Here is a 25686-nt window from a genome sequence, read left to right on the forward strand (position 1 = left end):
CGGTTCGAAACCGGCTCCAGACACCGAGATTCAGGCCAGGTCGCCCCTGATCACGGCCAACCTCTCCCGCCGTCTGCCGACATCGAGAAGCCCGATGCGTTCCAGCCACTGCGCCCGGGCCGTCAGCACCGGACCAAACGGAATCCAGCGCTGCGCAACCACTTCAGCCCGGAGCCCGGCCTCGCGCAACCCGTCGATGGTGAGGTCAACGTCGGCGAACTCCGAATGGACGATGAAGATCGATCCGCCGTCGACCAACAGCTCGGGGGCACGCTGGCACAGCGGGTCCAGAATCCGGCGACCGTCCCGGCCGGCGTTCCATGCCGTCGACGGGCCCGCTTCGTCTGGGACCACGCCGTCGTCGGCACCGTCGGCGAACGGCACATAGGGCGGGTTGCACGTCACGACGTCGAACGCCTCGAATTCGATTGCGCGCGTCCATGATCCGCGGTGCACCTTGACGTCGAGGCCGCTGGCCGCGGCGTTGCGCCTCGCGCACGACACGGCGACGGGGCTCATCTCGAACGCTGCCACCGATGCGGCGCCCTGCTCCGCGGCGGCCAATGCGACGACGCCGCTGCCCGAACACAGGTCTGCGACGCGACGTCCGACGGATCGGCCGGACGTTCGCAGCGCGTCGACGAGAAGGGCCGAGTCCTCCTGCGGCGGATACACTCCGGCCGGCACGTGGATCGGGGATCGGTCGACCAGTTCATCGGTGAAGATCGTGCTCACTGTGGTGCTCCGTCGCATCTTTGGGGGCGGTGTTCGCAACATGCCCCGTCCCGCGGCGTTCAATCATCGGATCACCGACGAATTCTCGGGTGTGCCAACCGCAGGAGCGTTAGTTCGACGCCATTGCGGGTAAGACCCCTCGATGGCCGCCTCGCACCCCGACGTCGACGCGACGGCCGACGTCGTCGTCATCGGCGGCGGCAACGCAGGGATCAGCGCCGCCGCGCGACTCATCCGGCGGGGCATCACCGACGTCACGGTGGTGGAACCGCAAGCCGTACACACCTACCGCCCGCTGCTGTCCTACGTCAGCGGCGGCCAGGCCAGTATGCGCAGCGCGGAACGCACGCAGCGATCGGTGACGCCGAAGGGGTGCACGTGGGTTCGCGATCACGCGGTCTCCGTCGACGCGGTCGAGCGCGTGGTGCGGTGTGCCTCCGGGCGCAGCCTTCGATACCGCGACCTCGTCCTGGCCACCGGCCTCGTCCCCGACACCGACGCGCTTCCCGGCATCGACGCGGCCATGGACTCCCCCGCGGTCACCAGCAATTATCTGGACGCGGCCGAGAAGACGTGGAAACTGGTGCAGCGCATGCCCGCCGGTGGTCGCGCGATTTTCACCGTGCCCCGGCCGCCGGTGAGTTGTACGGGGACGACGGTCAAACCGTTGTTCCTGGCCGCGGCCCACTGGAAGCGCACCGGCCTGCTGCCTGGCGTCGACGTCACGTTGCTCGTCGACCGTCCGAGGATCCTGGATGCACCGGATCTCGACGTCAAGATTCGTCGCGAGTTGCGCGAGCTGGGGGTTCGGGTGTTGTACGACACTGCCGTCACCGGGCTGTTCCCCGACGAGCATCACGTCACCGCGACCGATCGACGCGACGGCACCGTCCGGCCACTGGCCTACGACCTGCTGCACCTGGTGCCGCCCTTTCGGGGACCGCAGTGGCTGGTGGATTCTGGATTGGCGACCGCCGAGGGTGCCGGCCTCGCCGACGTCGACCCGAGGACCTTCCGGCACCGCACCCATGCCGACGTGTGGGGGGTCGGGGACGGGGCGAGCGTCGAGACCGACCCGTCAGGAGGCGCCCTGCGGCGCCAAATCGCGATCCTGGTCGACAACGTGGTGGCCGCGCGCGGCGGTGCCGCCGCGATCGCCGAATACGACGGCTACACCGTGGCCCCCGTCGCCACCGACGCACACCACCTCATCGCGGGCGAGTTCACCCGCACCGGCGCGCTCGCCTCGCCGCTGCCGCGGTTCATGGATCCCGTGAAGCCGCGGCGCTCGGCGTGGGCGTTCGACCGCTACGGCCTGCCGCAGATCTACTGGAACCTGCTTCTGCGCGGCAGACTCTGACGTCGACGACATCTTCGGTTGACCCGACGGTCGCCGGGTAAGGGCACCTCATGGATGATCTGACACAGAAGTTCGTGAACGCCCTCGGCGAATTGCACCGAGGCGACGACGTCGAACCGCTGGTGGCGCTGTTCTCCGACGACGCCACCCTCAACAAGGCCGGCATGCCACACGGGCAGAGCGGCAAGGACGGTGCGCGTACGTTCTGGGAGCAGTACCGGCGTGTATTCGGGGACATCGATTCGACATTTCACAATGTCGTCGCCGGAGACGGCGTCGCCTTCCTGGAGTGGACGTCGACTGGCACGTTGAGCGACGGTTCGGCGTTCAGTTACGACGGCGTGAGTGTGCTCGAGTCCGGCGGTGACGAGATCGAAGCGTTCCGCACCTTCTACGACACCGCGGCCTTCCTGGAGAAGCAGAGCGCGATCCGCTCGTAGCTTGCTTTCCACCAAAGAGCCCCATTCCCAACGGGAATGGGGCTCTCGGGCGGCCGCCGACGTCACTCCGACGGCGGCTCGAACAGCTGAAGGTCGTTGCCTTCGGAGTCCTTGAACGCCGCGATGCGGCCCCACGGATGCTCACTGACTTCGCCGACGAACGTCACACCCGCGTCGGTGAGGCGGACGAGCTCGTCGTACAGGGTGCCGTCGGGCTGCAGCGTGAGCACTGCCCCGCCGGTGTGCTCCCCGTGGGTTTCCTCGCGGCCGTTGAGTCCGATCGACACCCCGTTGGCGTCGAGCTCGGACCAGTCGTCGCCCTCGCTCTTGACCTTCAGACCGAGAGTCTCGCCGTAGAACTTCAGTGCCCGACCCATGTCTTCGACGGGCATCCACACCGTCGCAACGCCACTAGCCATAATTCCTCCGCTCGATGATTCCCGTTGAACCGTCAGCTTCCTTACCCGGTGCTGCGGGGGCTACACCCGTCGCGACGGACCAGCTTTCATTGAGCGGCAACGCATTCCCGTGGCGGGGCGCTCTCCAGGAAAGACCCTTTGGGGTGGTCCGGATACACCCTTAGGGCGGTAATGTCGGCGATGTGTCGTCATCTGCGAAGCGTCCGATCACCGTTGCGCTGGTCGACGACTACGACGTGGTGGTGATGGGTGTTGCCAACATGTTCGACAACTACCGCGACCGGATCGTCGTGGCCGAACTCGACGCCACGATGGGCGTCAGCGACGACGTCGACGTCGTCCTCTACGACTCGTTCGCCCAGCCGGAGTCCGACCACCACGAGATCGGTGTGCTCGTCGCGAATCCACATGCTCGCCGAGTCGTGGTGTACACGTGGAACTTTCATCCCGATCTCATCGAGAGCGCCAAACGGCACGGGGCGCACGGGTACCTGTCGAAGACACTTCCTGCACGGGACCTCGTCGCCGCGCTGGAGGCCGTCCACGCCGGCGAATTGGTCGTCAGCGACGCGCCGGCGCGGACCAAGACCGCGGTCGGCCTGGACTGGCCTGGCCGCGGTGAGGGGTTGAGCGACCGGGAGTCGGAGATCCTGGCGCTCATCACGCAGGGCAAGAGCAACGCCGAGGTGGCGGCCTTGACCTACCTGAGTCCCAACACCGTCAAGTCCTACATTCGGACCATCTACCGCAAGATCGACGTCGACAGCCGGACCAAGGCCGTGCTGTGGGGCGTCAAGCACGGCTTCACCCCCGACCACAACCGCATCGAGCACTGGAAGGGCGGGCCGTAGGCGTCGGTCATCCCTCGGCGGGAAACTCGACGGGGTACGGCTCGGCGAAGTCGGCGGATCGGCCGACGGCGGCCCACTTCCGGTCGGTCTCGAGCAGCTGCTCGTCCTGCCGGATCGAGCCCTCGACGGCGTTCACGCCGAGCGGCAGGTGGTACGGCAGGTCCTCGCGGCGCGACAGCCGAACCAAGATCTGGGCCGCGCGCGCCGGATCGCCCGCGGACACGGCGTCGCTTTCGCGGACGGCGTTCATCATTCCGACGGTGTCGGCGTAGCGCTCGGGAACGTCGGCTATCGCCATCGACGACCCAGCCCAGTCGGTGGCGAAACCGCTGGGTTCGACGACGAGGACCCCGATGCCGAACGGCGCCGTCTCGGCCCGAAGCACTCGGGAGAAGCCGTCGAGCGCGAACTTCGCGGCCTGGTAGGACGCGATTCCGGCGGACCCGCCGACCCGACCGCCCATCGACGAGAACTGCACGATCAGTCCTCCACCTTGCTCGCGGAGGACGGGGATCGCGGCCTTCGACACGTGGTAGACGCCCCAAAAATTGGTTTCGAACTGGGCACGGAAGTCCTCCTCGTCGCCCGTCTCGATGGGCGCGACGTTGGCGTATCCGGCGTTGTTGACCACGACGTCGATGCGCCCGAACCGATCCTGGGCCGCCGCCAGCGCCGAGGCGGCTTGCCCCGGGTCAGTGACGTCGAGCGTCAACGGCAGGACGCGCTGCCCGAAGGTCTCGACGAGATCCGAGAGTTGCTCGGGCCGGCGGGCGGTTGCCACGACGTAGTCCCCGGCCTCCAGTGCGGCTCGGGCCAGTTCGCGGCCGAATCCTCGCGACGATCCCGTGATTAACCAGACCTTGCTCATGTTCTTCCTTTCACGCCTCGGATAGCTATGTGATAGTTGGACTATCAGATAGCTGTAACGAGCCGACGCTAGATTTGCTTCCCACCGGACGACTCAGGGGGTGGACCGCCGTGCGCCGAGACGCCGCCGTCAACCGCGAACGGCTGATCAGCGCTGCCGAGGCCGTGTTCGCCGAACGTGGGCCCAGCGCGACGCTCGACGACGTCGCCAAGGCGGCAGGCGTCGGACCCGCGACGCTGTACCGACGATTCGCCAACAAGGACGCCCTCGTCCACGAGGTGCTCAGCGCATTCTTCGGCCGCCTGGTCGACGTCGCCACGGCCGCCGCCGGCGGGCCGCCGGAGACCGGGCTCGAAACGTTCCTTCGGACCGTTGGCGTCGAGCTCGCCGAAAAGTCGGGTCTGTCGGCCCCGGTGTGGGGCGAGCTCGCCCCCACGCCCATCGTGGAAGACCTTCGCCGACTGTCCACCGAACTCCTGGTCGGAGCGCAGCGCGCCGGTGCGGTACGCGCGGACGTCACTCCCGACGACGTGGCCGCGGCGGTCTGGGCGTTGCGCGGCGTCATCCACTCCGAGCGCAACGACCCGACCCACCGTGGCGCCGAGCTGTGGCGACGTCATCTCGAGACGATCCTGCGGGGCTTTGGCGACACCGCCCCCGGGGGCGGCCGCTCGACCGTTTGACCCGCACCGCCCCGGGCATGCACACCAGGGACACCATCTCATCGCGCAGAACGGAGTGACCATGCCGCGAGGTAGCGGAATCTACGAGGACGAACCGCGCGAGCACCGCAAGACGTACTCGCAGGAATCGAGCGACGATTCGACCGCCGGCCGCGAGGACGCGGCGCCGGACGACACCTCGGCCGAGGACTCGGGGGAACCAACCGGCTGACCAGCCCCGACCCGGGTCGAAGGATATTCATGTATCGCGCTCCCGGCATTCCCAGGTAGGGTAAATCGCAAGCGGACGTTACCGAGACCCCGTTTCGCCGCAGATTTGGCAAATGCGCGCAGCGTTGCTGCGCTCCGGTTTACCGGCCAGCTGGGGGAGCTCGATCGTGAAGGCACTTCGATGGTGGTGGCGTCAGCCGGACCACTTCGACTGGCTGAGTGCCTTCCTCCGTGTGCGCCGCATGGCGACGATGACGCGAGGCGTGCTCGTCGGCGTCATGGTCTGCCTGGTGATCGTGCCGGCGGGGATGTTCCTCGGGACCGCTCCGCCAACTGGAACGTTCCACCGCGTCTTGTGCGTGCTGGCCGGTATCGGCGGCTTGGCAGGCACACTGCTCTGGTTACACCGGTTCCCGACGAAGAACCAGTCGATCATCTTCTCGATGGCCACGAGCTTCAGCATCGCCTGCGCGGTGCTGGCTCAAACCGATCCGCTGACGGCACTCCTGGGGTGCACCGCGTTCGCGACGATCTCCGGCTATATCGCGCTCTTCCACACACCCGCGCTGATGGTGGCGAACCTGGGAATCGTCCTTGCGGTGTCCGCCGTACCGGCCCTGGCGCTCGCCGTCACCGACGGCTACGTCCGCGCGGTGAGCGCATACGGGGTGGTGCTGATCGGCAACATCGTCGTTCCCTACGGCGTTCAAATCATCGTGCACACCCTCGGCGTCGACCTGCTCAAGGCCGACCGCGATCCACTGACGGGGTTGTACAACCGCAGGGCGTTCTATCGGCGGACCGCTGCGCTGGCCACCGCCGACGACGGCCACGGTGAGCTCTTGATCGCGATGATCGACCTCGACAAGTTCAAGCGACTCAACGACACTCACGGCCACACCCACGGCGATCTTGCCTTGGCCGCGGTCGGGCGGGCGTTGCGCGACCACGCGCCCCACGGCTCGATCATCGGACGGGTCGGCGGCGAGGAGTTCCTCGTGGCCGTCGACGGCGCTGGCACCCACCCCATCGCTGTCGGCCAAGCCCTGTGCAGAGCCGTTGAGGCACTGTCCTTTCCGATCACCGCCAGCGTCGGCACCGCCTGCGCGCCACACAGCTCGGTGTCGGCCAGCGAGGACGCATATTCGGTGATCACCACCGTCATCGCCGCGGCTGACGCCGCCATGTACGACGCAAAACGTAGCGGCGGCAACCGAACCCGACACCACGGTGTTCCCGCCAAGTCCCACGACCGGTCGCCTCGTAGCCGGACCTGGAGCCCGACCACTCGCCGCTGGGAGGCGCTATCTTCCGCCAGCAGCCCGAGGTCGGCTCCTGGCGACCACCGTCAGCGGCGGCGGGACCGAGACTGGTCCGCCTCCTGGTGAGGGACGGTCACCAGCGATCCATGAGGCCGGCAACCTGCAGCAGATAGACCACCGCGACGACCAAGAAGATTGCGAAGATCACGCCGACGGCGATCAGCGCCGCGACTCCGGTCGGCGTCATCTTGCTGCGCGGCGGTGGATCCTGGTTGGCCGACTGCGTCGTCGACCCCGAGTCCGGTGGGGTCTCGCCCGGCTCGACGCCGTGGACACTGCCGACGGACGGGGTCTCGACGGGATCGGGATCCGGTGGCACGGCCGTCATCGCCACGTCACCGCCGAGCCGACGGCCCGACCGTCATTGGTGTCGGACGCCGCCATCAGCGCCAGGAGCGGAACGTGGGGTTTCGCGACGACGCGTCGTCCCCCCGTCGGGCGGACGAACTCCAAGGTCTTGTCCAACGCACTGGTGAAACTCACGGCCACCCTCCTGTTCAGCTCGGTTGCAGGAACATCCCCGCGCCCGGCACGTCTCAAACGCGTCGGCCTGATTGCCGTTACCGCCACCTGGGTACGAATGTCGGATGACGCCGATGCTCAATCAGCTGGTGACCACTGCGACGCAGATTGCCGAGGCCGCCCTGGGGATCGTCGGAATCCGAGTGGGCACCGAGGAGCCCCCTCATGACAGCGAGCGACTGACCGAGGGCCTCGAAATTCGCCGGTACCGGCCCCGCATCGCCGCCGAGACGACCGTCGAGGCGCCCGAGGAGCAGGCCCGCAGCGAGGGCTTCCGGCGGGTGGCCCGCTACATCTTCGGCGGCAACACCGGCTCCGAGAAGATCGCGATGACCGCTCCTGTCAGCCAGTCGTCGACCCGCGGCACCAAGATCGAGATGACGGCACCGGTGTCGCGCACGGGTGACGACGAGAACGGCTGGGTGATCCGGTTCTTCATGCCGTCGACGTGGACGATGTCCACGTTGCCCGTCCCCGACGACGACAGGGTGCGCCTGGTGGATGTGCCCGCGGAGACCATTGCGGTGTTGCGCTTCACCGGCGACCGGGGCCAGGCCGCGGTCGCCGCCCGGTCGGCGGAGCTTCTCGACGCCTTGCGTGACGCGGGGATCGACGCCATTGGCGAACCGCAGGCCTGGTTCTACGACCCGCCGTGGACGGTCCCCTTCCGACGACGCAACGAAGTCGTCGTACCGATATCGGCGGATCGGGAATAAGGGCGAGACATCCGGTGTTGTGCGGCCCGTGACTGACAACGCCGGAACCGACGCCGAACTAAGCCCCACCGACTGGGTACGCGAACAGACCCAACGCATTCTCGAGCAGGGCACCACAGACGGCGTCGAGGTACTCGACCGCCCGATCGTGCTGTTCACCACCACCGGCGTGAAGTCCGGCAAGAAGCGTTACGTGCCGCTGATGCGCGTCGAGGCCGACGGCAAGTACGCCATGGTCGCCTCCAAGGGTGGCGACCCCAAGCACCCGTCGTGGTACTTCAACGTCAAGGCCAACCCCGCCGTCCAGGTTCAGGACGGGGAGAAGGTCGTGAACCTCACCGCCCGCGAGATCGAGGGCGCCGAGCGCGAGCAGTGGTGGAAGCTGGCCGTCGAGGCCTACCCGCCGTACGCCGAGTACCAGACGAAGACCGACCGTCAGATCCCCGTCTTCGTCCTGGAGTGACTCCGGCGGGCGCCGAGTCACACCTCGGTGACCCGACCATGGTCGACCAGCCACGTCCGGTCCAGCCGCACGTTCTGCAGCATCCGGCGGTCGTGCGTCACCAGCAGCAGCGCACCGTCGTAGGTGTCGAGTGCCTCCTCGAGCTGTTCGATCGCCGCTAGGTCGAGGTGGTTGGTCGGCTCGTCGAGCACCAGCACGTTGGTGCCGCGGGCCTGCAGCAGCGCCAGCCCCGCACGGGTTCGTTCACCAGGTGACAGGTCGTCGACCCCGCGTTCGACGTGGTCGGCGCGCAGCCCGAACTTGGCAAGCAGCGTGCGTACGTCGGCGGTGGTCCAGTCCGGCACCCGTTCGGAGAACCGGTCGACGAGGCGTCCTGCCCCGGTGAAGTCGGCACGGGCCTGGTCGACTTCACCGATCGCCACGTTGGCCCCGAGGCTGGCGCGGCCCTCGTCGGGCAGTTGGCGCCCCAGCAGCAACCGCAGCAGCGTCGACTTCCCTGCGCCGTTGGGGCCCGTGATCCCGATCCGTTCGCCGGCGTCTACCTGTATCGACACCGGGCCGAGGACGAAGTCGCCCTGCCGGACGACGGCGTCGGCGAGGGTCGCGACGACGGAGCTGGACCGCGGCGCGGCGCCGATGGTGAACTCGAGCGTCCACTCCTTGCGCGGTTCGACGACCTCCTCCATGCGCGCGATCCGGCTCTCCATCTGCCGCACCTTCTGCGCTTGCTTCTCGCTGGACTCGGTGGCTGCGCGCCGCCGGTTCTTGTCGTTGTCTGGAGCCTTGCGCATCGCGTTGCGGACGCCCTGGCTCGACCATTCCCGTTGAGTTCGGGCCCGCGACACCAGGTCGGCCTTCTTCTCGGCGAATTCGTCGTACTGCTCACGCTTGTGTCGGCGACCGACCTCGCGCTCCTCGAGATAGCTTTCGTACCCGCCACCGAAGACGGTCGTGGTGTTCTGCGCCAGGTCCAGTTCGAGGACGCGCGTCACGCTCCGCGCGAGGAACTCGCGGTCGTGGCTGACGAGCACCACCCCGCCGCGAAGGTCGTGGACGAACTGCTCCAGCCGGGCGAGGCCGTCCAGGTCCAGGTCGTTGGTCGGCTCGTCGAGCAGGACGACGTCGAAGCGCGACACCATCAACGCCGCCAACCCCACGCGCGCCGCCTGCCCACCCGACAGCGCCGTCATCGGGGTGACGTCCGGTCGCACCGCCGTGGTGTCCAGCCCCAGGTCGGCCAACACCGCAGGCAACCGCTCGTCGAGATCGGCGGCACCGCTGGCCAGCCACCTGTCCAGGGCAGCGGAGTAGACGTCGGCGGGGTCGACTCCCGCCGCGCCGTCGGGCGGATCCGCCAACGCCGCCGCCGCGTCGTCCATGGCCTTCGTCGCGGCGGTGCAGCCCGCCCGGCGCGCGACGTAGGCGGCGACGGTCTCCCCCGGCACCCGCTCGTGTTCCTGCGGCAGCCACCCCACGAACGCGTCGGGCGGGGCGAGGCTCACCGAGCCGTCGAGTGGTTCGAGGTCGCCGGCCAGGATCCGCAGGAGCGTGCTCTTGCCTGCACCGTTGGCGCCGACCACCCCGACGACGTCACCCGGCGCCACCGTCACGTCGAGTCCTTCGAACAGGGTGCGATGGGCGAATCCGCCAGCCACGTTCTTCGCGACGAGGGTTGCGGTCATGGGGCAATGGTCTCACCGCCGCGGTGCGGCACGAGTACCCCGCCGCTGTGCGGCACGAGTACCCCGACGCGGTGATTGGCACTTACGCCCTCGGGCCGTTAGCTTTTCTGGGGTGATGACCTCAGCTGCCTGCGCAGTCGCACGGTGGATTTCCCCGTTCCTGGCGGTTGCCGCCGTCGCCACCACCGTGATCGCCTCGGACCCCGTCCACGTCGTCAGCGCACCGGCGGTGCGGCTGGCCGCCGACGGAAACCCGTTGGCCACCTTGCCCTTCTACGTGAACCCGAACTCCAAGGCAATGCGTGCGGCGAACGGCGCGGGCAACCCCGAGCTGACCGCCATCGCCAACACGCCGACGGCGTACTGGATGGACCACCTGTCCACCCCGGCGGTCGACGCGAAGTACATAGCCGACGCCCAGGCCGCGGGCACCATGCCCATCCTGGCGCTCTACGGCATCCCGCATCGTGACTGCGGCAGCTTCGCCGCGGGCGGGTTCGGTTCGGCGGGGGCGTACCGCGGCTGGATCGACAACGTGGCGGCCGACATCGGCGGCGGGCCGGCAGCCGTCATCCTCGAGCCGGACGCGCTGGCGATGGCCGACTGCCTCTCGGGTGATCAGCGCCAAGAACGCTTCGACCTGATGAGCTACGCGGTCGACACGCTGACCCGCAATCCGGGCACCGCCGTCTACGTCGACGCCGGCCACTCCCGCTGGGTGAGCGCCGACGACATGGCCGCCCGACTGAACCAGGTCGGCGTTGCCAAGGCCCGCGGCTTCAGCCTCAACACCGCCAACTTCTTCACCACCGGTGAGGAAATCGGTTACGGCGACGCCATTTCCGGGATGGTCGGCGGCAAGCCGTATGTCATCGACACCTCGCGCAACGGCAACGGCCCCGTCGAGGGCGACCCGCTGTACTGGTGCAACCCGAGCGGCCGCGCATTGGGCGCTGCCCCCACCGCCAACACTGGCAACGGAAACGTCGACGCGTTCTTGTGGGTAAAGCGCCCGGGCGAGTCCGACGGCTCCTGTCGGGGAGCCGCCGGCGCAGGCACGTTCGTCAACCAGTTCGCCATCGATCTCGCCCGCAACGCGGGCCAGTAGGGGTCAGGGCTTCGCGGCCCGCTCGGCCTGACGCTTCTCCTTCTCCACGTCCGCCAGCTGTTCGAGGCGGTCGGCGTCGGCGCGCTTGGCCCGGGCGTCGTCCCGCTTGTCCTTGGCGTCGTCCAACGTCGCGTCGGCTGCCGCGGTCGCGCGCCTCTGGGCGGCGTTGATGCGCTGCTCGTCGTTGCGCTTGGCAGCTTCGGCCGAGCTCTTGAGGCGGGCGGCGATGTCGTCTGCCTCCTTCTTGGTGGCGCCGGCGCGCTTCTGCGCGGCCTCCGTCGCGGCACGCTTGCGCTTGTCCGCGGCGGCCTCGGCGTCCTCGACCGCCTGCTCCTTGGCGGCACGCGCGTCCTGCACCTCGTCGACGACCTCTTGCCGGGAGGACTTGAGCTCCTCGTCGGCCTGTCGCAGCTCTTCATTGGCCGCGGCCTCGAGGCGAGCCGCCCGCGCGAGTTCGTCGCTGCGCTTGGCAAGGGAGGCTCCGCGTCGCTTGAGGCGCGCGTCGCCGAGCGCATTGCCGACGGTGGCGTCGAGAACGCCCAACGACCGCTCGTAGGCGAGTCGCGCCGGGGCTTCGGCGTCCATCCTCGACACCACGCGCTCCTCGATGAGCTGCAACGGAACGCGGACGAACTGGTACTGGAACCGCAGGATGGTGCGGGGGATGGTCATGATGCTCATTGTCGAATCCTTGGTGTGGTCGTCGTTCACGGCAGGTCGGCGTTGTCGGTTAGTTTGTCGGCACGCGCTCTGGCCTCGTCGGCGGCAGCGCGGACGGCTTCGGCGTCGTCAACGGCGGCCCGGTGCTCGTCGACGGCCTCGGTGGCGTCGCTGGCGGCAGCGCGAACGTCGACGCGCTCCTGCGCTTCGGCGCGCTGCACTTCCTGCTGCGCCGCGACCTCGGCCTGGGCCGTCGCGCGCTGGGCTTCCTGCTGGGCGGCGCGTTCGGCGGCAGCCTTCTGCTCGGCTTGCTGGGTGACGATCGAACTCTCGACCGAGGCGGTGCGCGCGTTGACGGCGATCCGTTCCTCGGCGCCCTCCAAGCGTGCTTCGGTCGCCTGCACCCGAGCTTGTTCGGCTTCGGCGTCGGCAACGGCCTGCATGCTGTTGGCGTCCTTGCGCTCCCGCGCCTGGGTCTGCTCCAGCTGACCCTCGGCCGTCAACGAGTCGTTGCCGATCACGGCGCCGGCGATTTCCTTGGCCTTGCCCTTGACCGAATCGATCAGACCCTTGCGGGCCTCGTCGGACATGTCGTGCTCACTCAACTGAAACTCCTCTGCCATTGAAAGCGGTCACCAATCGGTTCAAGCGTGGGGACGCCATGGGCCAGACGGCCCGTGGTAGGGGGATGCTCGGTTCGAGCCGAGTTGAAACGCTCCGCGGCTGTGACGCGGCCGACGCTGCCAGGGCCAATGTCGTCGCACAAGCGAATTCTGCTCGGCTGGAAGCACTTACGCGAGTCGGACTTCTCGGGGAGGAGTCCGCGTTTGCGCGGTGCCGACCGGGGTAAGGGCCTAGAGCCGCCAGCTTTCAGGAACGTGAGCACCGCCGGTGAATTTCCCCACCAAGGGCTTTCGTGCCCGCGTCTCATCGTCACGTCGACGGCGAAGCCACCTCGAACACTTCGCAGCGCCGATCTCGGCGTCATCTGCGTCTCCAACTGGCGCGCTCCGCTCCCAACGCATGACGAACGAGGAGAAACATGTACCTGCACACACAACAACTGATCAACGAAATCGCCGTCGACGAGCCGGATCCAGCAGCGGCCAACGCACTGCAGGAGGGTCTCGGCGGCCAGTTCGGCGAGATGCGCACGATGATGCAATACCTGTTCCAGAGCATGAACTTTCGCGGTGATCAGGCCTCCAAGCCGTACAAGGACCTGATTCAGGGCGTGGGTACCGAAGAGATCAGCCACGTCGAACTCATCGGCACCACCATCTCGCGACTGCTCGACGGATCGCCCGCATACAAGGGCAAGAAGACCGACCCGGTCGACGAGCCAGGCGCCAAGGGAGCGACCCCACTGAGCATCGCGTTGGACACCGGCAACATTCACCACTACCTGGTGGGTGCCCAGGGCGCGCTTCCGGTTGACTCGGCGGGCAACCCGTGGAGCGGGTCGTATGTCTACAACAGCGGCAACCTGGTGTTGGACCTGCTGTACAACCTCATGCTGGAGTCGACGGGTCGGCTGCAGAAGTGTCGGATCTACCAGATGACGGACAACGCGACCGCGCGCTCCACCATCGCGTATCTGATCGTTCGGGACCAGGCGCACGAGAACGCGTTCGCCAAGGCACTGGAGAGCCTCGGCGTGAATTGGGGTGCGGCCCTTCCCATTCCGAAGACGAACGCCGAGCAGTTCCCCGAAGTCAAGAAGCTGGTCGACATGGGGTTGCAGAGCATCCAGTACACCTTCAGCGCCGATGACGAGAGCCAGGCCGACAAGCTGTACCGCGGCGCGTCACCGTCGAACGACGGAACCGAGCTCAGCACCGCCGTCATGCCGGAGGGCTTCCCGATGACCATCGCCCCCGAGCGCCGCGAAGAGTTCTCGCCCGGCCTCGACAAGGAGCTGTTGGCCCTCATCCAGGCCACCGCGGAGGCCGAGATCAAGGCCAACGGCCAGGCCTAGCCACACCGGTACCGGGCGGGTGGATTGGTGTCGAGGCCGATCCACCCGCCCACCGGCACGTCACGCCGGGCGCATCACCTCGTCGAGCACGACGGTCACCCGGAAGCCGCACAGCACCAGGATATGCAGTACGAAGAGCCACAGCGCCAGTGCCGACACCGCCCCGACGATCGGCAGACCGCCAAAGGGCGCCGACCATTCGACGGGGATGGCCAGGAACAACACGAAACCCTGCAGGAAGCCGGCCACGATGGCCCCCGTCGAGAACGCCCCGACGGCCAGGGCCCGCGGGGCGATCCGCCCAGGACCGATCAGCCCGAACACCCCGACCAGCGCCGTCGACACAGTGAGCCACACGACGTGGAACGCCACCACGACGCCCCACACCAGTGACCACCCGCTGCCCGCGTAGAGCGGGCCGACGTACGGCGCGGCCACCAGCACGGCCAGGACCAGGAACGGGGCGACGGCGGCGACGCCGAGAAGACCGGCTCGCCCGCGCCAGCCGGTGAGGGTGTCGTGGGCGGCCGACATCTGGACGAACGCCCGGCGCAGGCCCTCCCCGTAGAGGCTGGCCGGAAACAGCACGACCAGCGCCTGCAGCCACGACATCGACAGCGCCACCTCGGTCAGCTTGCGCAAGGCCGCGGGCGTTCCGTGCCCCTGCGGCAACCCGGCGACGCCCGCGTCCATCGCCGCGGTGACGGTGTCGTGGCCGACGAGCGCCCCGACGGCCCACAGCGACGCCAGCGCCAGCGGGACCAGTCCGATCACGCCGAAGTACGTCGCGCCTGCCGCCCAGAGCGCGAGATCGCTGCCGGGGAAGGTCTTCCGGACGCCCGATGCGAGTTCGCGGACGCGTCGTGCCGCGCTCACGCGGCACCCTGGCAGTCTGAGTTCATGACGCCAGATCGTTCCGACGACGAGGAGTGGTCGGACGTGCACGGCGGCGTGCAACCGTCACCGGTCGTGCGCGGCTGGCTGCGGTTGATTCGGGTGTTGGCATCCGGTCCGATTATCCGGATCCCGCCCGACGCCCTGTCCGTGGCCGGGGTACTCGCGCTCGCGGCGGCGTGGGGTGCCGTCGTCGGACCGGGTTGGCCCGCGCTCGTCGTGCCACTGGTTCTGCTCGCCGGCGTGCTCGACGGTCTCGACGGTGCGGTGGCGCTGCGGACCGGCCGGGCCCGTCCGCTGGGGGCCGTGGTGGATTCGGTTGCCGACCGCGTTGGCGACGTGCTGCTCGGCGCGCTACTCGTCGCAATCGGCGCCCCGCTGGGGTGGGCGCTGGCCGCGGTGGCACTGGTGTTCCTGCTCGAATACGTGCGAGCTCGTGCGCAGGCGGTGGGCATGCCGGGGGTAGGCGCCGTGACCGTCGCCGAACGGCCGACGCGGCTGATCGTGGTGGCGATGGCCGCGGGAGGGGCCGCCGCGTCGCCCGCCGGGCTGCCGCTGCTCGGCTGGGGGTGGGGAGTCACCTTCGCGGTCACGTGGACCGCCGTCGGCGTCGTCGGAATGGGGCAGCTCCTGCTCGGCGTGCGCCGCTCGATTCCTCCGGACTTTCCGCGGACCCGATGAGGGTGGCGACGATCTCGGCGGACATCAGCACCAGCGGAATGCCTCCGCCGGGGTGTGCCGAGCCGCCGACCAGATAGAGGCCGGGGACGGGACTGCGATTGGTAGGCCTGCGTAGGGCGGCCCGTGGTCCGTGCGAGGCCGTCCCGTAGATCGCGCCGCCCGGCGCTCCGGTGCGCCGTTGCAGGTCGGCGGGCGTGATCGTCTCGGCGAATCTGAGGCGAGGTCGCACGTCGACCCCACGGTCGGCCAGCACGTCGAGGACGTGCTCGGCGTACCGCTCGCGCAGCCCGCCGGCGTCCCAGTCGACCCCGCGATCCGGGTCGTGCGACGGGGCGTTGACCAGCACGAACCATCCCTCGGAATCGTCGTCGGGGCGAAGTGCCGGATCGTCGGGCGCGTGCACGTAGACCGTCGGGTCGGGCACGGGATGAGGGTGCCGTCCGAAGATCGCGTCGAATTCGGCGTCGTAGTCGCGGGGGAAGAACACCCGGTGCGCCGTTCCCGGCTCCCTGCCGGACAAACCGAGCAGCAGAACGAAGCCGGCCATGGAGCGCGGGGCGCCCCGCAGCGACCGTCGCACCGTCCCGGTGACGTCGCGCGGCAGCAGTCGGTCGTAGAGGACGCTCGCGTCGGCGTTGCTCACCACGACGTCGGCGGGCACGTCGCGACCGTCGACCCGGACACCGGTGGCGCGTCCGCCCGCCGTCGTCACCGCGTCCACTTCCGTACCGGTGTGGATCTGGACGCCCAGCTCGACGCAGCGCGCCTCGAGCGCGTCGACGATGACGCGCAGCCCGCCGGCGACGTACCAGGCACCGAACTCCTGCTCGACGTACGACGTCACGGCGAGAACGGCAGGCGCACGACGTGGGTCCGACCCGGAGTAGGTGGCGTACCGGTTGAGCCAGGTCCGCAGCCGCGCGTCGGGCAGCATCGTGCGGCCGAGGCCGTCGATCGTCCGCCATGGCGCCACCGTCAACAGGTCGGCGGGACGCAGGCTCATCCGTGCGATTTCGAGCAACGAAATGGGTTGGCGGAGAACCGGTTCACCGACCAACTTCCACAGCCGTCGCGAACGCTCGTGCAATCGCCGCCATGACTCCCCCGCACCGGGACCGAAGGCCGCGTCGAGAGCGGCTGGCACGGCCGTCGCGTCGTGCGGCATCGACAACTCGGTGCCGTCGGCGAAGCGGTAGGCACTCGCAGGGTCGACCGCGATCGGCTTCGGCCCCGTCGGAGCGCCGGTGTCGGCGAACAGTCGGTCGAGCACGTCGGGCATGGTCAGCAGCGACGGGCCGGTGTCGAAGGTGAAGCCGTCCCGTTCGACGACGCCGAGCTTGCCTCCGACGGTGGGGGCGCTCTCGTACACGGTGACGCGATGGCCCGCCGCGGCCAGGCGGGCGGCGACCGCCAGCCCGCCGAGGCCGGCGCCGATCACGACCACGTGACTCAAATTGCCCGCCCCTTCCAGCTCAGCGTGCCCCGGACGCGACCCACCCACGACGAGGCCAGCAGGCCGAGCACGGCGAGCACCGACAGGGGGTGCGCGGCGGCATCCCATGGCCGCCCACACCATCGTTGCGCGAAAACCCGACCGGTGACGGCGGCGCCGTACCCGACCAGGCCGACCCGGGACCCGGTCGCCGCCGCGGCGGCGGGCAGGACGTAGACGACGGTTAGCGCCGTCGCGACCGCGAGTGCCCCCGCCGGCGAGCCGAACGCCGCCCACAGCGACTTCCGGTAGCCAGCGCTCAGTTCGCGGCCGGTCGCGTACATGTGACAGGTGGCCAGCGTCGAGCCGTCGGCGATGCCGGTGCGGCCGCCCACCGCGCGGACGGCGCGGGCCAGCCCGATGTCGTCGAGTACCTCACCCGAGACGGATTGCCATCCACCGGCCCTGCGCAGGGCGTCGGCGTCGACCAGCAGGAACTGGCCGTTGGCCGCCGCCATGGACGGCCGCGTCGACAGCTCAGCGATCCGCAGCGGCAACGTCGTCGACCACGACCACGCCAGGAGGGGTTGGACGAGCCGCCCCAACAGCCCCGCCGCGACCTGTCGTGGCCACGGGCAGAGCAGGTCGAGGGGCTGGGGGCCACGCAGGACCGCCACCGCCGCGGCGACGGCTCGCGGGGCGAGGATCACGTCGGCGTCGACGTAGACCAGGGTCTTGCCGCGAGCCGCGGCCGCAAGCTGGTCGCATGCATGCGGTTTGCCGAGGGCGCCACCGGTCGGTGCGGTTCCGGTGATGACCCGTACCCGGGGGTCGGCTCCGGCCGCGGCCCGGACCACGTCGGCGGTGCCGTCGGTGGAGCCGTCGTCGAGCACCAGGATCTCGGCGTCGTCGAGATCGCGCTGAGCGAGCAGGGATTCGATCGTCGGCGTGATCCGGTGCGCTTCGTCGCGGGCCGGGACGAGCAGCGACACCGCCGATCTCACCGGGGGTGGGTCAACGGGTGGGCGGCGTAGCAGCCGCAGGTTGACGAGTTGGTGGATCGTGAGGATGCAGGCGAGCGCCGATCCCACCGCGACGAGCGCGGCTGGGGGTTTGATCAGGCCTGCGTGGGGCACCTACGAACTCTACGGAGTCGCGGCCGGCCACACCGCCGGTGGGCACGGGTAGCCTCGGCGTTTCCGACTCGTGACGGTGGAGGTGCTGCGCGTGGCCTTGGCCGAGCTTCGGGCGCCCGTGCGCTCCCACTACGCGGTGTGGGCGTTGGTCGCGGCCGCCGTCGGCATTCAAATTCTGTACCCCCTGATGCCGGAGTCGTGGCGAACCCCGGTCACCATCGCCAGCGTCGTCGTCTTCTTCCTGGCGTCGGTGACGGACGCGTACCGCGTGCTCGGTGCGGTGAGCGCGACCGTGCTCGTTGCCGTCGCAGGCGGTGGCGGCCTGGTCGCCGAGTCGATCGGCGTGGCCACGGGGTGGCCGTTCGGTCAGTACGCCTACACCGGAACCCTCGGCCCGGAGGTGCTCGGCGTGCCGGTGGTGGTGCCGATGGCGTGGGTGATGATGGCGTGGCCCGCCCTGGTGGTCGCCAGAACCCTCGCCCGCGGGGCCGTGGCCGTCACCGCGGTCGGCGCGGTCGCGCTGACCACGTGGGACGTCTTCCTGGATCCGCAGATGGTGGCGGCAGGCCATTGGCGGTGGTTCGCCCCGGAGCCCGGGCTGCCGCTGATACCGGGTATCCCGTTGACCAACTACCTGGGCTGGCTGCTGGTGTCGGCCGTGGTGGTGGCGACGCTGAATGCCTCGCTCCGCCGCACCGATCGGCCCTCGGCGCCCGCGGCGACGCTGTATCTGTGGGTCTACTTCTCCTCGGTGCTGGCCCACGCGGTCTTCTTCGGGCTGCCTGGCTCGGCGGTCACCGGCGGCGTCCTGATGGGCGCCGTCGCGATTCCGTTCGCCGTCTCGCTGGCCCGCAGGCGTGGTCCACGTCAGACGCGACTCAGCTCGTCGATGCCCGCCGCGCGGCCGAACAAGTAGCCCTGAGCGAGCCGGCAGCCCGCCGCGAACACGATGTCGGCTTGCGCTTCCTCTTCGATTCCCTCCGCGATTACGTCGAGGCCGAGTGCCGAGCACAGGCCGATCACCGAGCGGTAGAGCGCCAACGCCCGGTGGCGCTCGTCCCCGACGGCCAGGCTGCGGTCGAGCTTGACGACGTCCACCGGCAGGGCATGGAGATAGCTCAGGGAGTTGTAGCCGGCCCCGAAGTCGTCGAGTGCCACGTGGACGCCGAGCGCGCCGAGTCGCTCGATGGCCGCGGCCCCCTCGCGCAGATCCACGATCGGGACGGTTTCGGTGATCTCCAGGACGAGTCGCCCCGGGTCGACGTCGTGCCGGTCGAGGGTTCGCATCACCTGCTGTTCGAAACCCCGGTTGCCCAGCCGTGCTGCACCGACGTTGACGTGGATGACCAGCTGCAAGCCGGCCGCCTGAGTCTCGCGACACGCAAGGTCGAGCACCATCGCGTCGAGCGCGCCACCGAGGCCGGCGCCTTCGGCGACGGAGACGAAGGTGGCCGGCGGTATCTGCATGCCATTGGGTGCGGACCACCTGGCCAGGGCTTCGACCGCCACCGGTGTGCGGTCGGGCAACCGGACCACGGGCTGGTAGGCGAGGCTGAAACCCGGCGGCACCCCGCCGTCGGCCTTCCGCAGCGCGCCAGGGAAGTCGACGACCACGCCCGAGGCCGGGCGGTACATCACCGCGGTGTTCTTCCCGAGTCGCTTCCCCGCGTACATCGAGATGTCGGCTTGCCGCATCAGGTCGTCGGCCGTCGGCGCCGGGTCGTCCGCCCCGTGTTGAACCAGACCCATGCTGGCCCGCACGCGCACCGACGACCCGTGCACGGCAAACGGGTCCCGAAGCGCCACCCGAAGACGGTCGGCGACCACTTCCGGCGGATCGTCGTCGGTCTCCACCAGGACCGCGAACTCGTCCCCACCGATGCGGGCCAGCGTGTCCGACGGACCTACGCATCGGAGGAGGCGCTCGCCGACGGCGCGCAGCAGTTCGTCTCCCGCCGCATGGCCGAACTGATCGTTGACTTCCTTGAAGTCGTCGACGTCGACGAAGATCAGCACGAACCGCCCGTCGCGCATCGCGGCTTCGAGTCGCTGCCCGAAGAGCAACCGGTTGGGTAGCCCGGTCAGCACGTCGTGGTTCACCTGGTGGGCCAGCCGGCGCTGCGCCTCGTACAGCCGCCGGGTCAGCCGACGGGCGGCAACCACTGCCACGATCTGTCGCACGGCGACGAGCACCACCATCGCCATGCAGAGCCAGACCACGACCGCGGGCAGAGTCAACCCGACCAGTACGTGCGTGGCGCACAGCATGAGGATGCTCAGAAACCCGAGGTACGGCCACACCAACTGCGCCCAGTCCAACGCCTCGTCGCTGGCGCCGCGGTCGTCCCGTGGGCTCAACGCCTGCACGGAAAACGCAATCATCAAGGGGCCCAGGACGTTTCCCGCGCCACCCCACACGTCCGGAGCATTTACGCCGACGCTCCACAGATAGGCGATGAACCGGTCGGAACCGGCGATCAGGATGACGCCGCCCGCGAGAAGGAGGAAGTTGCGTCGATGCGGGCGATCGCGCCGATAGGCGGTCGCCCCCATCACCGCCAGCACCACGACGCCCAGTTCCAACACGGAGTAGCCGGCCACGACGGCCTCGTCGTAGGACCGGGGAAGGGCAGCGGTGGTCGTGGCCCCCAGTCCGCCGAGGAAGACGAGGATGGAGAACGCCGCCACGGCGACGAGTCCGTCCAGAACGGCCAGGGCGAAGGCACCGTGCGGGGCCCCGTCCCGTCGCCTGGTGAGCCCGCCGCTGCTTCGGACCAGCAGGACCATCGCGAAGAACGACAGGATCGGCGGGCCGAAGTAGGCCACCACGGCGGGCAGTGGCGCGGCGGCACCGTCGTGGCGGCTGTCGCTCAGCCACCAGAAGGCCTCGCCGACCAGCCAACTCGTCATGGCGGCAATGACGAGGATTCGCCAGGTTCGGGAGATACCGGTCGTCCGTCGCACGTTGACCACCGCGCAGGTGAGAGCTCCGATTCCGATCACGGACTGCAGCACCAGCGCGACGTATCGGGCCACGTCGCCGCCGTAGGGCGCAAGCGCGTTCAGCAACACCAGAGCGCCGGCGACCACGAACATCCCCAGTCGAACCCGGCCCCCTGAGATCGACACGAAACCCCCGTTTCGTCGTGCGCCGAACGATGGCCCATCTTGGCACGGTGCGGCCTCCAGCGATCCGACACCGACATCTGCGTATGCCTTATCGTGACCTTAGCTTTTCCTTAGATTCCTTATTTTTGGTGTAGCGTCAACCCGGACGCCGAGCGAGCATCCCGACGGAAGGAACCGCACGTGCACCACGTACCCGAACGAATCGTCTTGGTGACGGGCGCCTCCAGGGGCATCGGCGCGGAGGTCGCGCGGCAGCTCGCCGACCCGAACACCCACGTCATCGTCAACTACCGCGAGAAGGCCAAGCGGGCCGAGGACATCGCCGAGGCCGTCCGCGACGCGGGTGGCCACGCCTCGACGCTGCGCGCCGACATCTCCGACGAGGCCGACGCCACGGCGATGATGGAGTCCATCGAAACCCGCTTCGGACGCTTGGACGCCCTCGTCCTGAACGCCTCCGGCGGCCTGGAGATGGGTGCCGACCCCGGTTACGCCATGCGCCTCAACCGCGACGCGCAGCGGCGGCTGGCCCAGCTGGCCGTGCCGATGATGCCGGTCGACGGACGCATCGTCTTCGTCACCAGCCACCAGGCCCATTTCTTTCCCAACAAGGCGGTGCCGAAGGGCTACTCCGCAGTCGCCGCGAGCAAGCGCGCCGGTGAGACCGCGTTGTATGCCATGCGTGCGGTGTTCAGCCGGGCCGGCGTCCGCCTCACCGTGGTCTCCGGGGACATGATCGACGGGACCATCATCGTTCGGCTGCTGCAGCGCCGCGATCCCGATGCCGTCAAGGCGCGCCGGGTCCACGGAACGCTGCCGACGGTGACCGAATTCTCCGGGGCCATCGTCAGCTCCGTCACGATGCCGAGCCCTCCCGGCATCGTGTACGTCGGTGGCGCCGACTACCTGATGACCGCCTGAGTCCGGCGGGGCTCAGCTAGGGGTTAGCTCGACGGCTCGCCAAGAGCACGCGCGAGGATCGTGCCGAAGTCGCGATGCCGGTCGTAGTCCTCCAGCCACCCGCGCAGCTGCCCGACCATCTCCTCGGGCAGCGAAATGCGTTCGCGTACCACGACTTCGAGCACGCACCGAAACACCGGTGGGTAGTCCTCGACACCAAGGGCGATGAACGCGGTGTTGCGTTCGCCGTCGGTGAGGTGCTCGCGGACGTGATCGATCAGGTCCCACGCAAGGGTGGATTCTCGAGGTCGGTCGGTGGCCTTCACTTCAGTACCTTCGCAGCGTGCACGGGCGTCGGCGCTGGCGTCCTGCGGCTGCTGGCTAAACCGCGCAAGGAGGGGCGCATTGGACCGCCTCACCGTATCCCGAATCGGTCGCCGCCGCAGTCCGGGAAGGACGGTCTTCGTCACACCCGCCCGCCGCGTGTACGCACCGCATTCTTGGGTATGAGAGCACGGTGTCCTCACCGCCGACCCCGTCCCCTGCCCTCGACTCGGCCATGCCGGAGGACCTTCGCCAGATCGCCGCGGCACACGGCGTCGCGACGTCCTATCGCAACGAGCGCCGCGTCCCGGTAGAGGTCGACGCCGACGTCGTCGTCAAGGTGCTGTCGCTGCTCGACGTCGACGCGAGTACCGAGACCGCAAGGCGCGCCGAGCTGACCAGACTCGACGAACTCGACCGTGCCGGAATCCTGGCACCCACGGTCGCCGTGCGGCTGACCGGACGTCCCGTGCCGTTTCCCGGGGCGGTCGAACTGGTCGACGAAGATGGCTCGCGGATCGACGTAAGCGACGAACTGCCCGAGGACCTGGTCCCGGGCTGGTACCAACTGCGGATGCGCGACGGTCAGCAGACCACGCTGGTGGCGGCACCGCCGAAAGTGCCTCAGGCACAACCGACGTGGGGTTGGATGCTCCAGCTGTACGCGCTGCGGTCAGCCGAATCCTGGGGCATCGGCGATCTCGGCGACCTGCGAGAGTTCGTGGAGTGGACCGCGCGCGAACACCAGTCCGGCGCGGTGTTGCTCAACCCGCTGCACGCCCCCGGCCCGACACATCCCGTGCAGCCCTCCCCCTACACGCCGTCCAGTCGACGGTTCGCCAACCCTCTGGCGCTGCGGATCGAACACGTCGACGCCTACCGCCGGGCCGAGCCCGACACCCGCGCGGAAGTCGACGCCCTTCGCGTGTCAGCCAGCACCCCGCGCATAGACCACGACCTGGTATGGGCCGCGAAACGTTCGGCACTGGAACTGCTTTGGCGATCCGACGGTCGCCCCGACCCGTTCGACGCACCGGAAGCGGAACTGTCCGACGGGTTGCGCGACTGGGCCACCTACTGCGCCTTGGCCGAGCGCCACGGGGGCCGGTGGAGCCGGTGGCCCGAAGCGCTGCGCGACGTCATCAACCCGGCCGTCGCCGCGGCGCGCCGCGAGCTGGGACCCAGGATCGCCTTCCACGCCTGGGTACAACTGCAGTGCGCCGAGCAGCTGGGCGCCGTTCGCACCGCCGCGTCGGACGCCGGCATGTCGTTGGGCGTGCTGCACGACCTCGCGGTGGGGGTCGACGCGGACGGTGCCGACTCCTGGGCGCTGGCCGACGTACTCGCCACCGGCGTCAGCGTCGGCGCTCCCCCCGACAACTTCACGCCGCGCGGCCAGGACTGGGGGCTGCCGCCATGGCGACCGGATCGCTTGGCCGCCACCGGATACGCCGCGCTTCGCGACATGCTCCGGGCGGTCCTCGTGAACGCCGACGGGCTGCGCATCGATCACGTCGCCGGACTGTGGCGGCTCTGGTGGGTCCCGCCGGGCGACGGGCCCGACCGCGGCACCTACGTCTACTACGACGCCGAGGTCATGCTGGCGGTGTTGGCGTTGGAGGCCCATCGCGCCGGAGCCATCGTGGTCGGCGAGGACCTGGGCACCGTGGAGCCCGAGGTGACCGAGGCACTGGCCGCCGACGGGATGCTCGGCTGCGCCGTCTCCTGGTTCACCAGGGACGTCGACGCGCCGGGGGAACCGCTTCTCGCACCCGGTGATTGGCCTACGCGGGCGGCGGCGAGCATCTCCACCCACGACCTGCCGACCGCCGCGGGCTTCCTTCGTGGCGAACACGTCCGCGCCCGCGCCGACCTCGGTCTGCTCGACGACGTCGACGCCGAGCAGGCCAACGCCGACGCCGAGCGGGCCGAGTGGGTGACGCTTCTGCGTGCTGAGGGGTTGCTACCGCCCGCAGACGCCGACGCCGAGCCCGACGAGGCGTCGATCATCGTTGCGCTGCATCGTTTCTTGGCGTCGACCTCGAGTCAGCTGAAGCTCATCTCTCCCTACGACGTCGTCGCAGAGCCGCGACAGCCCAACCTGCCGGGAACCGTCGACGAGTACCCGAACTGGCGGTTGCCGTTCCCGATGACGTTGGAGCAATTCCGTGAGGACCCCAGGGTCGCCGAGGTTACGTCGGCATTCCGCGTCACGCCGCCGTGACCGTTACGGATCACCAACCCTCGGTGAGTACCCGGTCGAGCACGTCGGCGTGGTGATCGGCGCCATCCATGTCAATGCACAACGGCGGCTTGGTCTTCAGAATGTTCTTGCGCTCACCGGTTGGCTGAATCACGACTCCAAAGCGCTAGCCCAAGAGCCGGATCGTCGGCATGGTAGACAATGGATCGAATGCTGACGGATGGAGAGGGGTAGCGTCCGTGGTCTCCACGCCCGGCGAGCACGCCGAATTGCGCGCGCCCTTGCCGTCCCGCAGCACGACGGGCGAGCAGGTCGCCGACCTCGTCCGCGAGGAGATTCTGACCGGTGAGATCGGCCGCGGTGCGGCGTTGCGCGAAGAATTGATCTCCGAGCGTTACCAGGTGTCCCGTCGAACCGTCCGTGACGCCCTGCGGGTGCTCGAATCAGAGGGTTTGGTGCGTCACCAACGACACAAGGGTTCGACGGTCGTCGATTTCAGCGCCAGGGACATCACGGACATGTACCGCTCGCGGGAAGTACTGGAACTCGACGCGGCCAAACGCTGGTGCACATCGGATCAGCCCAGTGGCAGCCAACGCTTCGACAAACTCACGACGGCCGTCGACCAGCTCGAACGCGCCTCACGCGGCACCGACTTCCGCGTCATCGTTCAGTCCGATCTCGACTTCCACGCTGCCATCATCGGACTGCTCGACAGCCCCCGAATCGACCGTTTCTTCAACGCCATCGAAGCCGAGATGCTCTATGCCCTCGCCATTCTCGAGGCGAGCTCGGGGGAATACAAGACCGACGCGCCGCAGGCATTCGGAGAGCACCGGGCAATCTACGACGCACTCGAAGCGCGTGACGAGCACCTTTCCAAGCGGCTGATAGCCGAGCACCTCCACGTCAACCGGGACATCTTGATACACATCGTCGCCAGCTGATCGGCGTCGGGCGCGGTGACGGC

Annotated in this window: 29 protein-coding genes; 15 read left to right on the top strand and 14 right to left on the bottom strand. The window is 68.9% G+C overall.

Annotated elements, in window-relative coordinates:
* Positions 1-30 precede the first annotated feature (30 nt).
* On the bottom strand, positions 31-735 hold the full coding sequence (locus ASD37_RS11260) for a HemK2/MTQ2 family protein methyltransferase (protein ID WP_056551101.1): 705 nt from the start codon (positions 733-735) through the stop codon (positions 31-33).
* Between the two features lie 142 nt (positions 736-877).
* Between ASD37_RS11260 and ASD37_RS11265 the strand changes: the two genes are divergently transcribed.
* Together ASD37_RS11265 and ASD37_RS11270 are read left to right on the top strand one after the other, a co-directional pair.
* Positions 878-2095, top strand: a complete 1218-nt coding sequence (locus ASD37_RS11265; RefSeq protein WP_056551102.1) for an NAD(P)/FAD-dependent oxidoreductase — start codon at positions 878-880, stop codon at positions 2093-2095.
* A gap of 50 nt (positions 2096-2145) precedes the next feature.
* Entirely contained in the window at positions 2146-2535 is a 390-nt protein-coding gene (locus ASD37_RS11270) for a nuclear transport factor 2 family protein (protein ID WP_056551103.1), read from the top strand.
* Between the two features lie 62 nt (positions 2536-2597).
* Here the strand turns inward: ASD37_RS11270 and ASD37_RS11275 are convergent, their stop codons facing one another.
* On the bottom strand, positions 2598-2954 hold the full coding sequence (locus ASD37_RS11275) for a VOC family protein (protein WP_056551104.1): 357 nt from the start codon (positions 2952-2954) through the stop codon (positions 2598-2600).
* A 182-nt stretch (positions 2955-3136) separates the two neighbouring features.
* Here ASD37_RS11275 and ASD37_RS11280 point away from each other — a divergent pair, with 182 nt between their 5' ends.
* The gene (locus ASD37_RS11280) at positions 3137-3805 is read left to right on the top strand and encodes a response regulator transcription factor (RefSeq protein ID WP_056551105.1); all 669 of its coding nucleotides are present in this window, start codon (positions 3137-3139) and stop codon (positions 3803-3805) included.
* Between the two features lie 7 nt (positions 3806-3812).
* On the opposite strand, the gene ASD37_RS11285 is transcribed toward ASD37_RS11280, so the two are convergent.
* Positions 3813-4673, bottom strand: coding sequence for an SDR family NAD(P)-dependent oxidoreductase (locus tag ASD37_RS11285; protein WP_056551106.1), 861 nt, complete (start codon positions 4671-4673; stop codon positions 3813-3815).
* A 110-nt stretch (positions 4674-4783) separates the two neighbouring features.
* On the opposite strand from ASD37_RS11285, the gene ASD37_RS11290 reads away from it, so the two are divergent.
* The 3 genes from ASD37_RS11290 to ASD37_RS11295 all read left to right on the top strand — a co-directional run bounded on the left by ASD37_RS11290 (position 4784) and on the right by ASD37_RS11295 (position 6954).
* Positions 4784-5356, top strand: coding sequence for a TetR/AcrR family transcriptional regulator (locus ASD37_RS11290; protein WP_056551107.1), 573 nt, complete (start codon positions 4784-4786; stop codon positions 5354-5356).
* A gap of 61 nt (positions 5357-5417) precedes the next feature.
* Positions 5418-5567 carry a hypothetical protein gene (locus ASD37_RS31425; RefSeq protein WP_156720852.1) on the top strand — a complete coding sequence of 50 codons (150 nt, stop codon included), beginning with the start codon at positions 5418-5420 and terminating at the stop codon, positions 5565-5567.
* A 166-nt stretch (positions 5568-5733) separates the two neighbouring features.
* Entirely contained in the window at positions 5734-6954 is a 1221-nt protein-coding gene (locus ASD37_RS11295; protein ID WP_056551108.1) for a diguanylate cyclase, read from the top strand.
* Positions 6955-6961: 7 nt separating this feature from the next.
* On the opposite strand, the gene ASD37_RS11300 is transcribed toward ASD37_RS11295, so the two are convergent.
* The gene (locus ASD37_RS11300) at positions 6962-7216 is read right to left on the bottom strand and encodes a DUF6480 family protein (RefSeq protein ID WP_200959878.1); all 255 of its coding nucleotides are present in this window, start codon (positions 7214-7216) and stop codon (positions 6962-6964) included.
* A complete protein-coding gene (locus tag ASD37_RS31430; protein ID WP_156720853.1) occupies positions 7213-7371 on the bottom strand; it encodes a hypothetical protein in 159 nt (52 codons plus the stop codon). The genes ASD37_RS11300 and ASD37_RS31430 overlap by 4 nt, the downstream gene beginning before the upstream one ends.
* Positions 7372-7484: 113 nt before the next feature.
* Here ASD37_RS31430 and ASD37_RS11305 point away from each other — a divergent pair, with 113 nt between their 5' ends.
* Positions 7485-8126: a heme-binding protein gene (locus tag ASD37_RS11305; RefSeq protein ID WP_056552995.1), complete on the top strand. Its 642-nt coding sequence runs from the start codon at positions 7485-7487 to the stop codon at positions 8124-8126.
* Positions 8127-8154: 28 nt separating this feature from the next.
* Positions 8155-8589 (top strand): nitroreductase family deazaflavin-dependent oxidoreductase, encoded by a 435-nt coding sequence (locus ASD37_RS11310; protein ID WP_056552998.1) that lies wholly within the window; start codon positions 8155-8157, stop codon positions 8587-8589.
* Between the two features lie 17 nt (positions 8590-8606).
* On the opposite strand, the gene ASD37_RS11315 is transcribed toward ASD37_RS11310, so the two are convergent.
* On the bottom strand, positions 8607-10271 hold the full coding sequence (locus ASD37_RS11315) for an ABC-F family ATP-binding cassette domain-containing protein (protein ID WP_056551110.1): 1665 nt from the start codon (positions 10269-10271) through the stop codon (positions 8607-8609).
* 115 nt (positions 10272-10386) lie between these two features.
* Between ASD37_RS11315 and ASD37_RS11320 the strand changes: the two genes are divergently transcribed.
* Complete coding sequence (locus ASD37_RS11320; protein WP_056553001.1) at positions 10387-11379, top strand: glycoside hydrolase family 6 protein; 993 nt, start codon at positions 10387-10389, stop codon at positions 11377-11379.
* A 3-nt stretch (positions 11380-11382) separates the two neighbouring features.
* On the opposite strand, the gene ASD37_RS11325 is transcribed toward ASD37_RS11320, so the two are convergent.
* Both ASD37_RS11325 and ASD37_RS11330 read right to left on the bottom strand, forming a co-directional pair.
* Positions 11383-12060: a hypothetical protein gene (locus ASD37_RS11325; RefSeq protein WP_056553004.1), complete on the bottom strand. Its 678-nt coding sequence runs from the start codon at positions 12058-12060 to the stop codon at positions 11383-11385.
* 26 nt (positions 12061-12086) lie between these two features.
* A complete protein-coding gene (locus ASD37_RS11330) occupies positions 12087-12644 on the bottom strand; it encodes a CsbD family protein (RefSeq protein WP_056553006.1) in 558 nt (185 codons plus the stop codon).
* A 437-nt stretch (positions 12645-13081) separates the two neighbouring features.
* Here ASD37_RS11330 and ASD37_RS11335 point away from each other — a divergent pair, with 437 nt between their 5' ends.
* A complete protein-coding gene (locus ASD37_RS11335; RefSeq protein ID WP_056551111.1) occupies positions 13082-14017 on the top strand; it encodes a manganese catalase family protein in 936 nt (311 codons plus the stop codon).
* A 60-nt stretch (positions 14018-14077) separates the two neighbouring features.
* Here ASD37_RS11335 and ASD37_RS11340 read toward each other — a convergent pair whose 3' ends face one another.
* Positions 14078-14893, bottom strand: coding sequence for a YhjD/YihY/BrkB family envelope integrity protein (locus ASD37_RS11340; protein WP_056551112.1), 816 nt, complete (start codon positions 14891-14893; stop codon positions 14078-14080).
* 24 nt (positions 14894-14917) lie between these two features.
* Between ASD37_RS11340 and ASD37_RS11345 the strand changes: the two genes are divergently transcribed.
* Positions 14918-15592 carry a CDP-alcohol phosphatidyltransferase family protein gene (locus tag ASD37_RS11345; protein ID WP_056551113.1) on the top strand — a complete coding sequence of 225 codons (675 nt, stop codon included), beginning with the start codon at positions 14918-14920 and terminating at the stop codon, positions 15590-15592.
* On the opposite strand, the gene ASD37_RS11350 is transcribed toward ASD37_RS11345, so the two are convergent.
* Both ASD37_RS11350 and ASD37_RS11355 read right to left on the bottom strand, forming a co-directional pair.
* On the bottom strand, positions 15501-17036 hold the full coding sequence (locus tag ASD37_RS11350) for a phytoene desaturase family protein (RefSeq protein WP_370072747.1): 1536 nt from the start codon (positions 17034-17036) through the stop codon (positions 15501-15503). The two genes, ASD37_RS11345 and ASD37_RS11350, sit on opposite strands and share 92 nt — an antisense overlap.
* Before the next feature lie 5 nt (positions 17037-17041).
* On the bottom strand, positions 17042-18160 hold the full coding sequence (locus ASD37_RS11355; protein ID WP_200959879.1) for a glycosyltransferase family 2 protein: 1119 nt from the start codon (positions 18158-18160) through the stop codon (positions 17042-17044).
* Positions 18161-18251: 91 nt separating this feature from the next.
* Between ASD37_RS11355 and ASD37_RS11360 the strand changes: the two genes are divergently transcribed.
* Positions 18252-19076, top strand: a complete 825-nt coding sequence (locus ASD37_RS11360; RefSeq protein WP_235568070.1) for a carotenoid biosynthesis protein — start codon at positions 18252-18254, stop codon at positions 19074-19076.
* Here the strand turns inward: ASD37_RS11360 and ASD37_RS32695 are convergent.
* Positions 19028-21256, bottom strand: a complete 2229-nt coding sequence (locus ASD37_RS32695; RefSeq protein ID WP_082570092.1) for an EAL domain-containing protein — start codon at positions 21254-21256, stop codon at positions 19028-19030. The two genes, ASD37_RS11360 and ASD37_RS32695, sit on opposite strands and share 49 nt — an antisense overlap.
* A 213-nt stretch (positions 21257-21469) precedes the next feature.
* Between ASD37_RS32695 and ASD37_RS11370 the strand changes: the two genes are divergently transcribed.
* Entirely contained in the window at positions 21470-22210 is a 741-nt protein-coding gene (locus tag ASD37_RS11370) for an SDR family oxidoreductase (protein ID WP_056551115.1), read from the top strand.
* Positions 22211-22233: 23 nt separating this feature from the next.
* Here ASD37_RS11370 and ASD37_RS11375 read toward each other — a convergent pair whose 3' ends face one another.
* Positions 22234-22515: a hypothetical protein gene (locus ASD37_RS11375; protein WP_056551116.1), complete on the bottom strand. Its 282-nt coding sequence runs from the start codon at positions 22513-22515 to the stop codon at positions 22234-22236.
* A gap of 233 nt (positions 22516-22748) precedes the next feature.
* On the opposite strand from ASD37_RS11375, the gene malQ reads away from it, so the two are divergent.
* Positions 22749-24737 (top strand): 4-alpha-glucanotransferase, encoded by a 1989-nt coding sequence (gene malQ / locus ASD37_RS11380; protein WP_056551117.1) that lies wholly within the window; start codon positions 22749-22751, stop codon positions 24735-24737.
* 10 nt (positions 24738-24747) lie between these two features.
* Here the strand turns inward: malQ and ASD37_RS32520 are convergent, their stop codons facing one another.
* Positions 24748-24870 (bottom strand): hypothetical protein, encoded by a 123-nt coding sequence (locus ASD37_RS32520; RefSeq protein WP_255354843.1) that lies wholly within the window; start codon positions 24868-24870, stop codon positions 24748-24750.
* An 85-nt stretch (positions 24871-24955) separates the two neighbouring features.
* Here ASD37_RS32520 and ASD37_RS11385 point away from each other — a divergent pair, with 85 nt between their 5' ends.
* Positions 24956-25663 (top strand): GntR family transcriptional regulator, encoded by a 708-nt coding sequence (locus tag ASD37_RS11385; RefSeq protein ID WP_056551118.1) that lies wholly within the window; start codon positions 24956-24958, stop codon positions 25661-25663.
* The last annotated feature ends 23 nt before the right edge of the window (positions 25664-25686 follow it).

The organism is Mycobacterium sp. Root135 (genome assembly GCF_001426545.1).
Taxonomy (GTDB): domain Bacteria; phylum Actinomycetota; class Actinomycetes; order Mycobacteriales; family Mycobacteriaceae; genus Mycobacterium.

What these genes read in the sequence shown, in the direction of transcription:
- ASD37_RS11300 (WP_200959878.1), bottom strand. Translation starts at nt 7,216, where the DNA reads ATGACGGCCGTGCCACCGGATCCCGATCCCGTCGAGACCCCGTCCGTC.
- ASD37_RS11285 (WP_056551106.1), bottom strand. Translation starts at nt 4,673, where the DNA reads ATGAGCAAGGTCTGGTTAATCACGGGATCGTCGCGAGGATTCGGCCGC.
- ASD37_RS11270 (WP_056551103.1), top strand. Translation starts at nt 2,146, where the DNA reads ATGGATGATCTGACACAGAAGTTCGTGAACGCCCTCGGCGAATTGCAC.
- malQ (WP_056551117.1), top strand. Translation starts at nt 22,749, where the DNA reads ATGCCGGAGGACCTTCGCCAGATCGCCGCGGCACACGGCGTCGCGACG.
- ASD37_RS11315 (WP_056551110.1), bottom strand. Translation starts at nt 10,271, where the DNA reads ATGACCGCAACCCTCGTCGCGAAGAACGTGGCTGGCGGATTCGCCCAT.
- ASD37_RS11345 (WP_056551113.1), top strand. Translation starts at nt 14,918, where the DNA reads ATGACGCCAGATCGTTCCGACGACGAGGAGTGGTCGGACGTGCACGGC.
- ASD37_RS11335 (WP_056551111.1), top strand. Translation starts at nt 13,082, where the DNA reads ATGTACCTGCACACACAACAACTGATCAACGAAATCGCCGTCGACGAG.
- ASD37_RS11320 (WP_056553001.1), top strand. Translation starts at nt 10,387, where the DNA reads ATGACCTCAGCTGCCTGCGCAGTCGCACGGTGGATTTCCCCGTTCCTG.
- ASD37_RS11265 (WP_056551102.1), top strand. Translation starts at nt 878, where the DNA reads ATGGCCGCCTCGCACCCCGACGTCGACGCGACGGCCGACGTCGTCGTC.
- ASD37_RS11325 (WP_056553004.1), bottom strand. Translation starts at nt 12,060, where the DNA reads ATGAGCATCATGACCATCCCCCGCACCATCCTGCGGTTCCAGTACCAG.
- ASD37_RS32695 (WP_082570092.1), bottom strand. Translation starts at nt 21,256, where the DNA reads ATGTTCGTGGTCGCCGGCGCTCTGGTGTTGCTGAACGCGCTTGCGCCC.
- ASD37_RS11305 (WP_056552995.1), top strand. Translation starts at nt 7,485, where the DNA reads ATGCTCAATCAGCTGGTGACCACTGCGACGCAGATTGCCGAGGCCGCC.
- ASD37_RS11275 (WP_056551104.1), bottom strand. Translation starts at nt 2,954, where the DNA reads ATGGCTAGTGGCGTTGCGACGGTGTGGATGCCCGTCGAAGACATGGGT.
- ASD37_RS31425 (WP_156720852.1), top strand. Translation starts at nt 5,418, where the DNA reads ATGCCGCGAGGTAGCGGAATCTACGAGGACGAACCGCGCGAGCACCGC.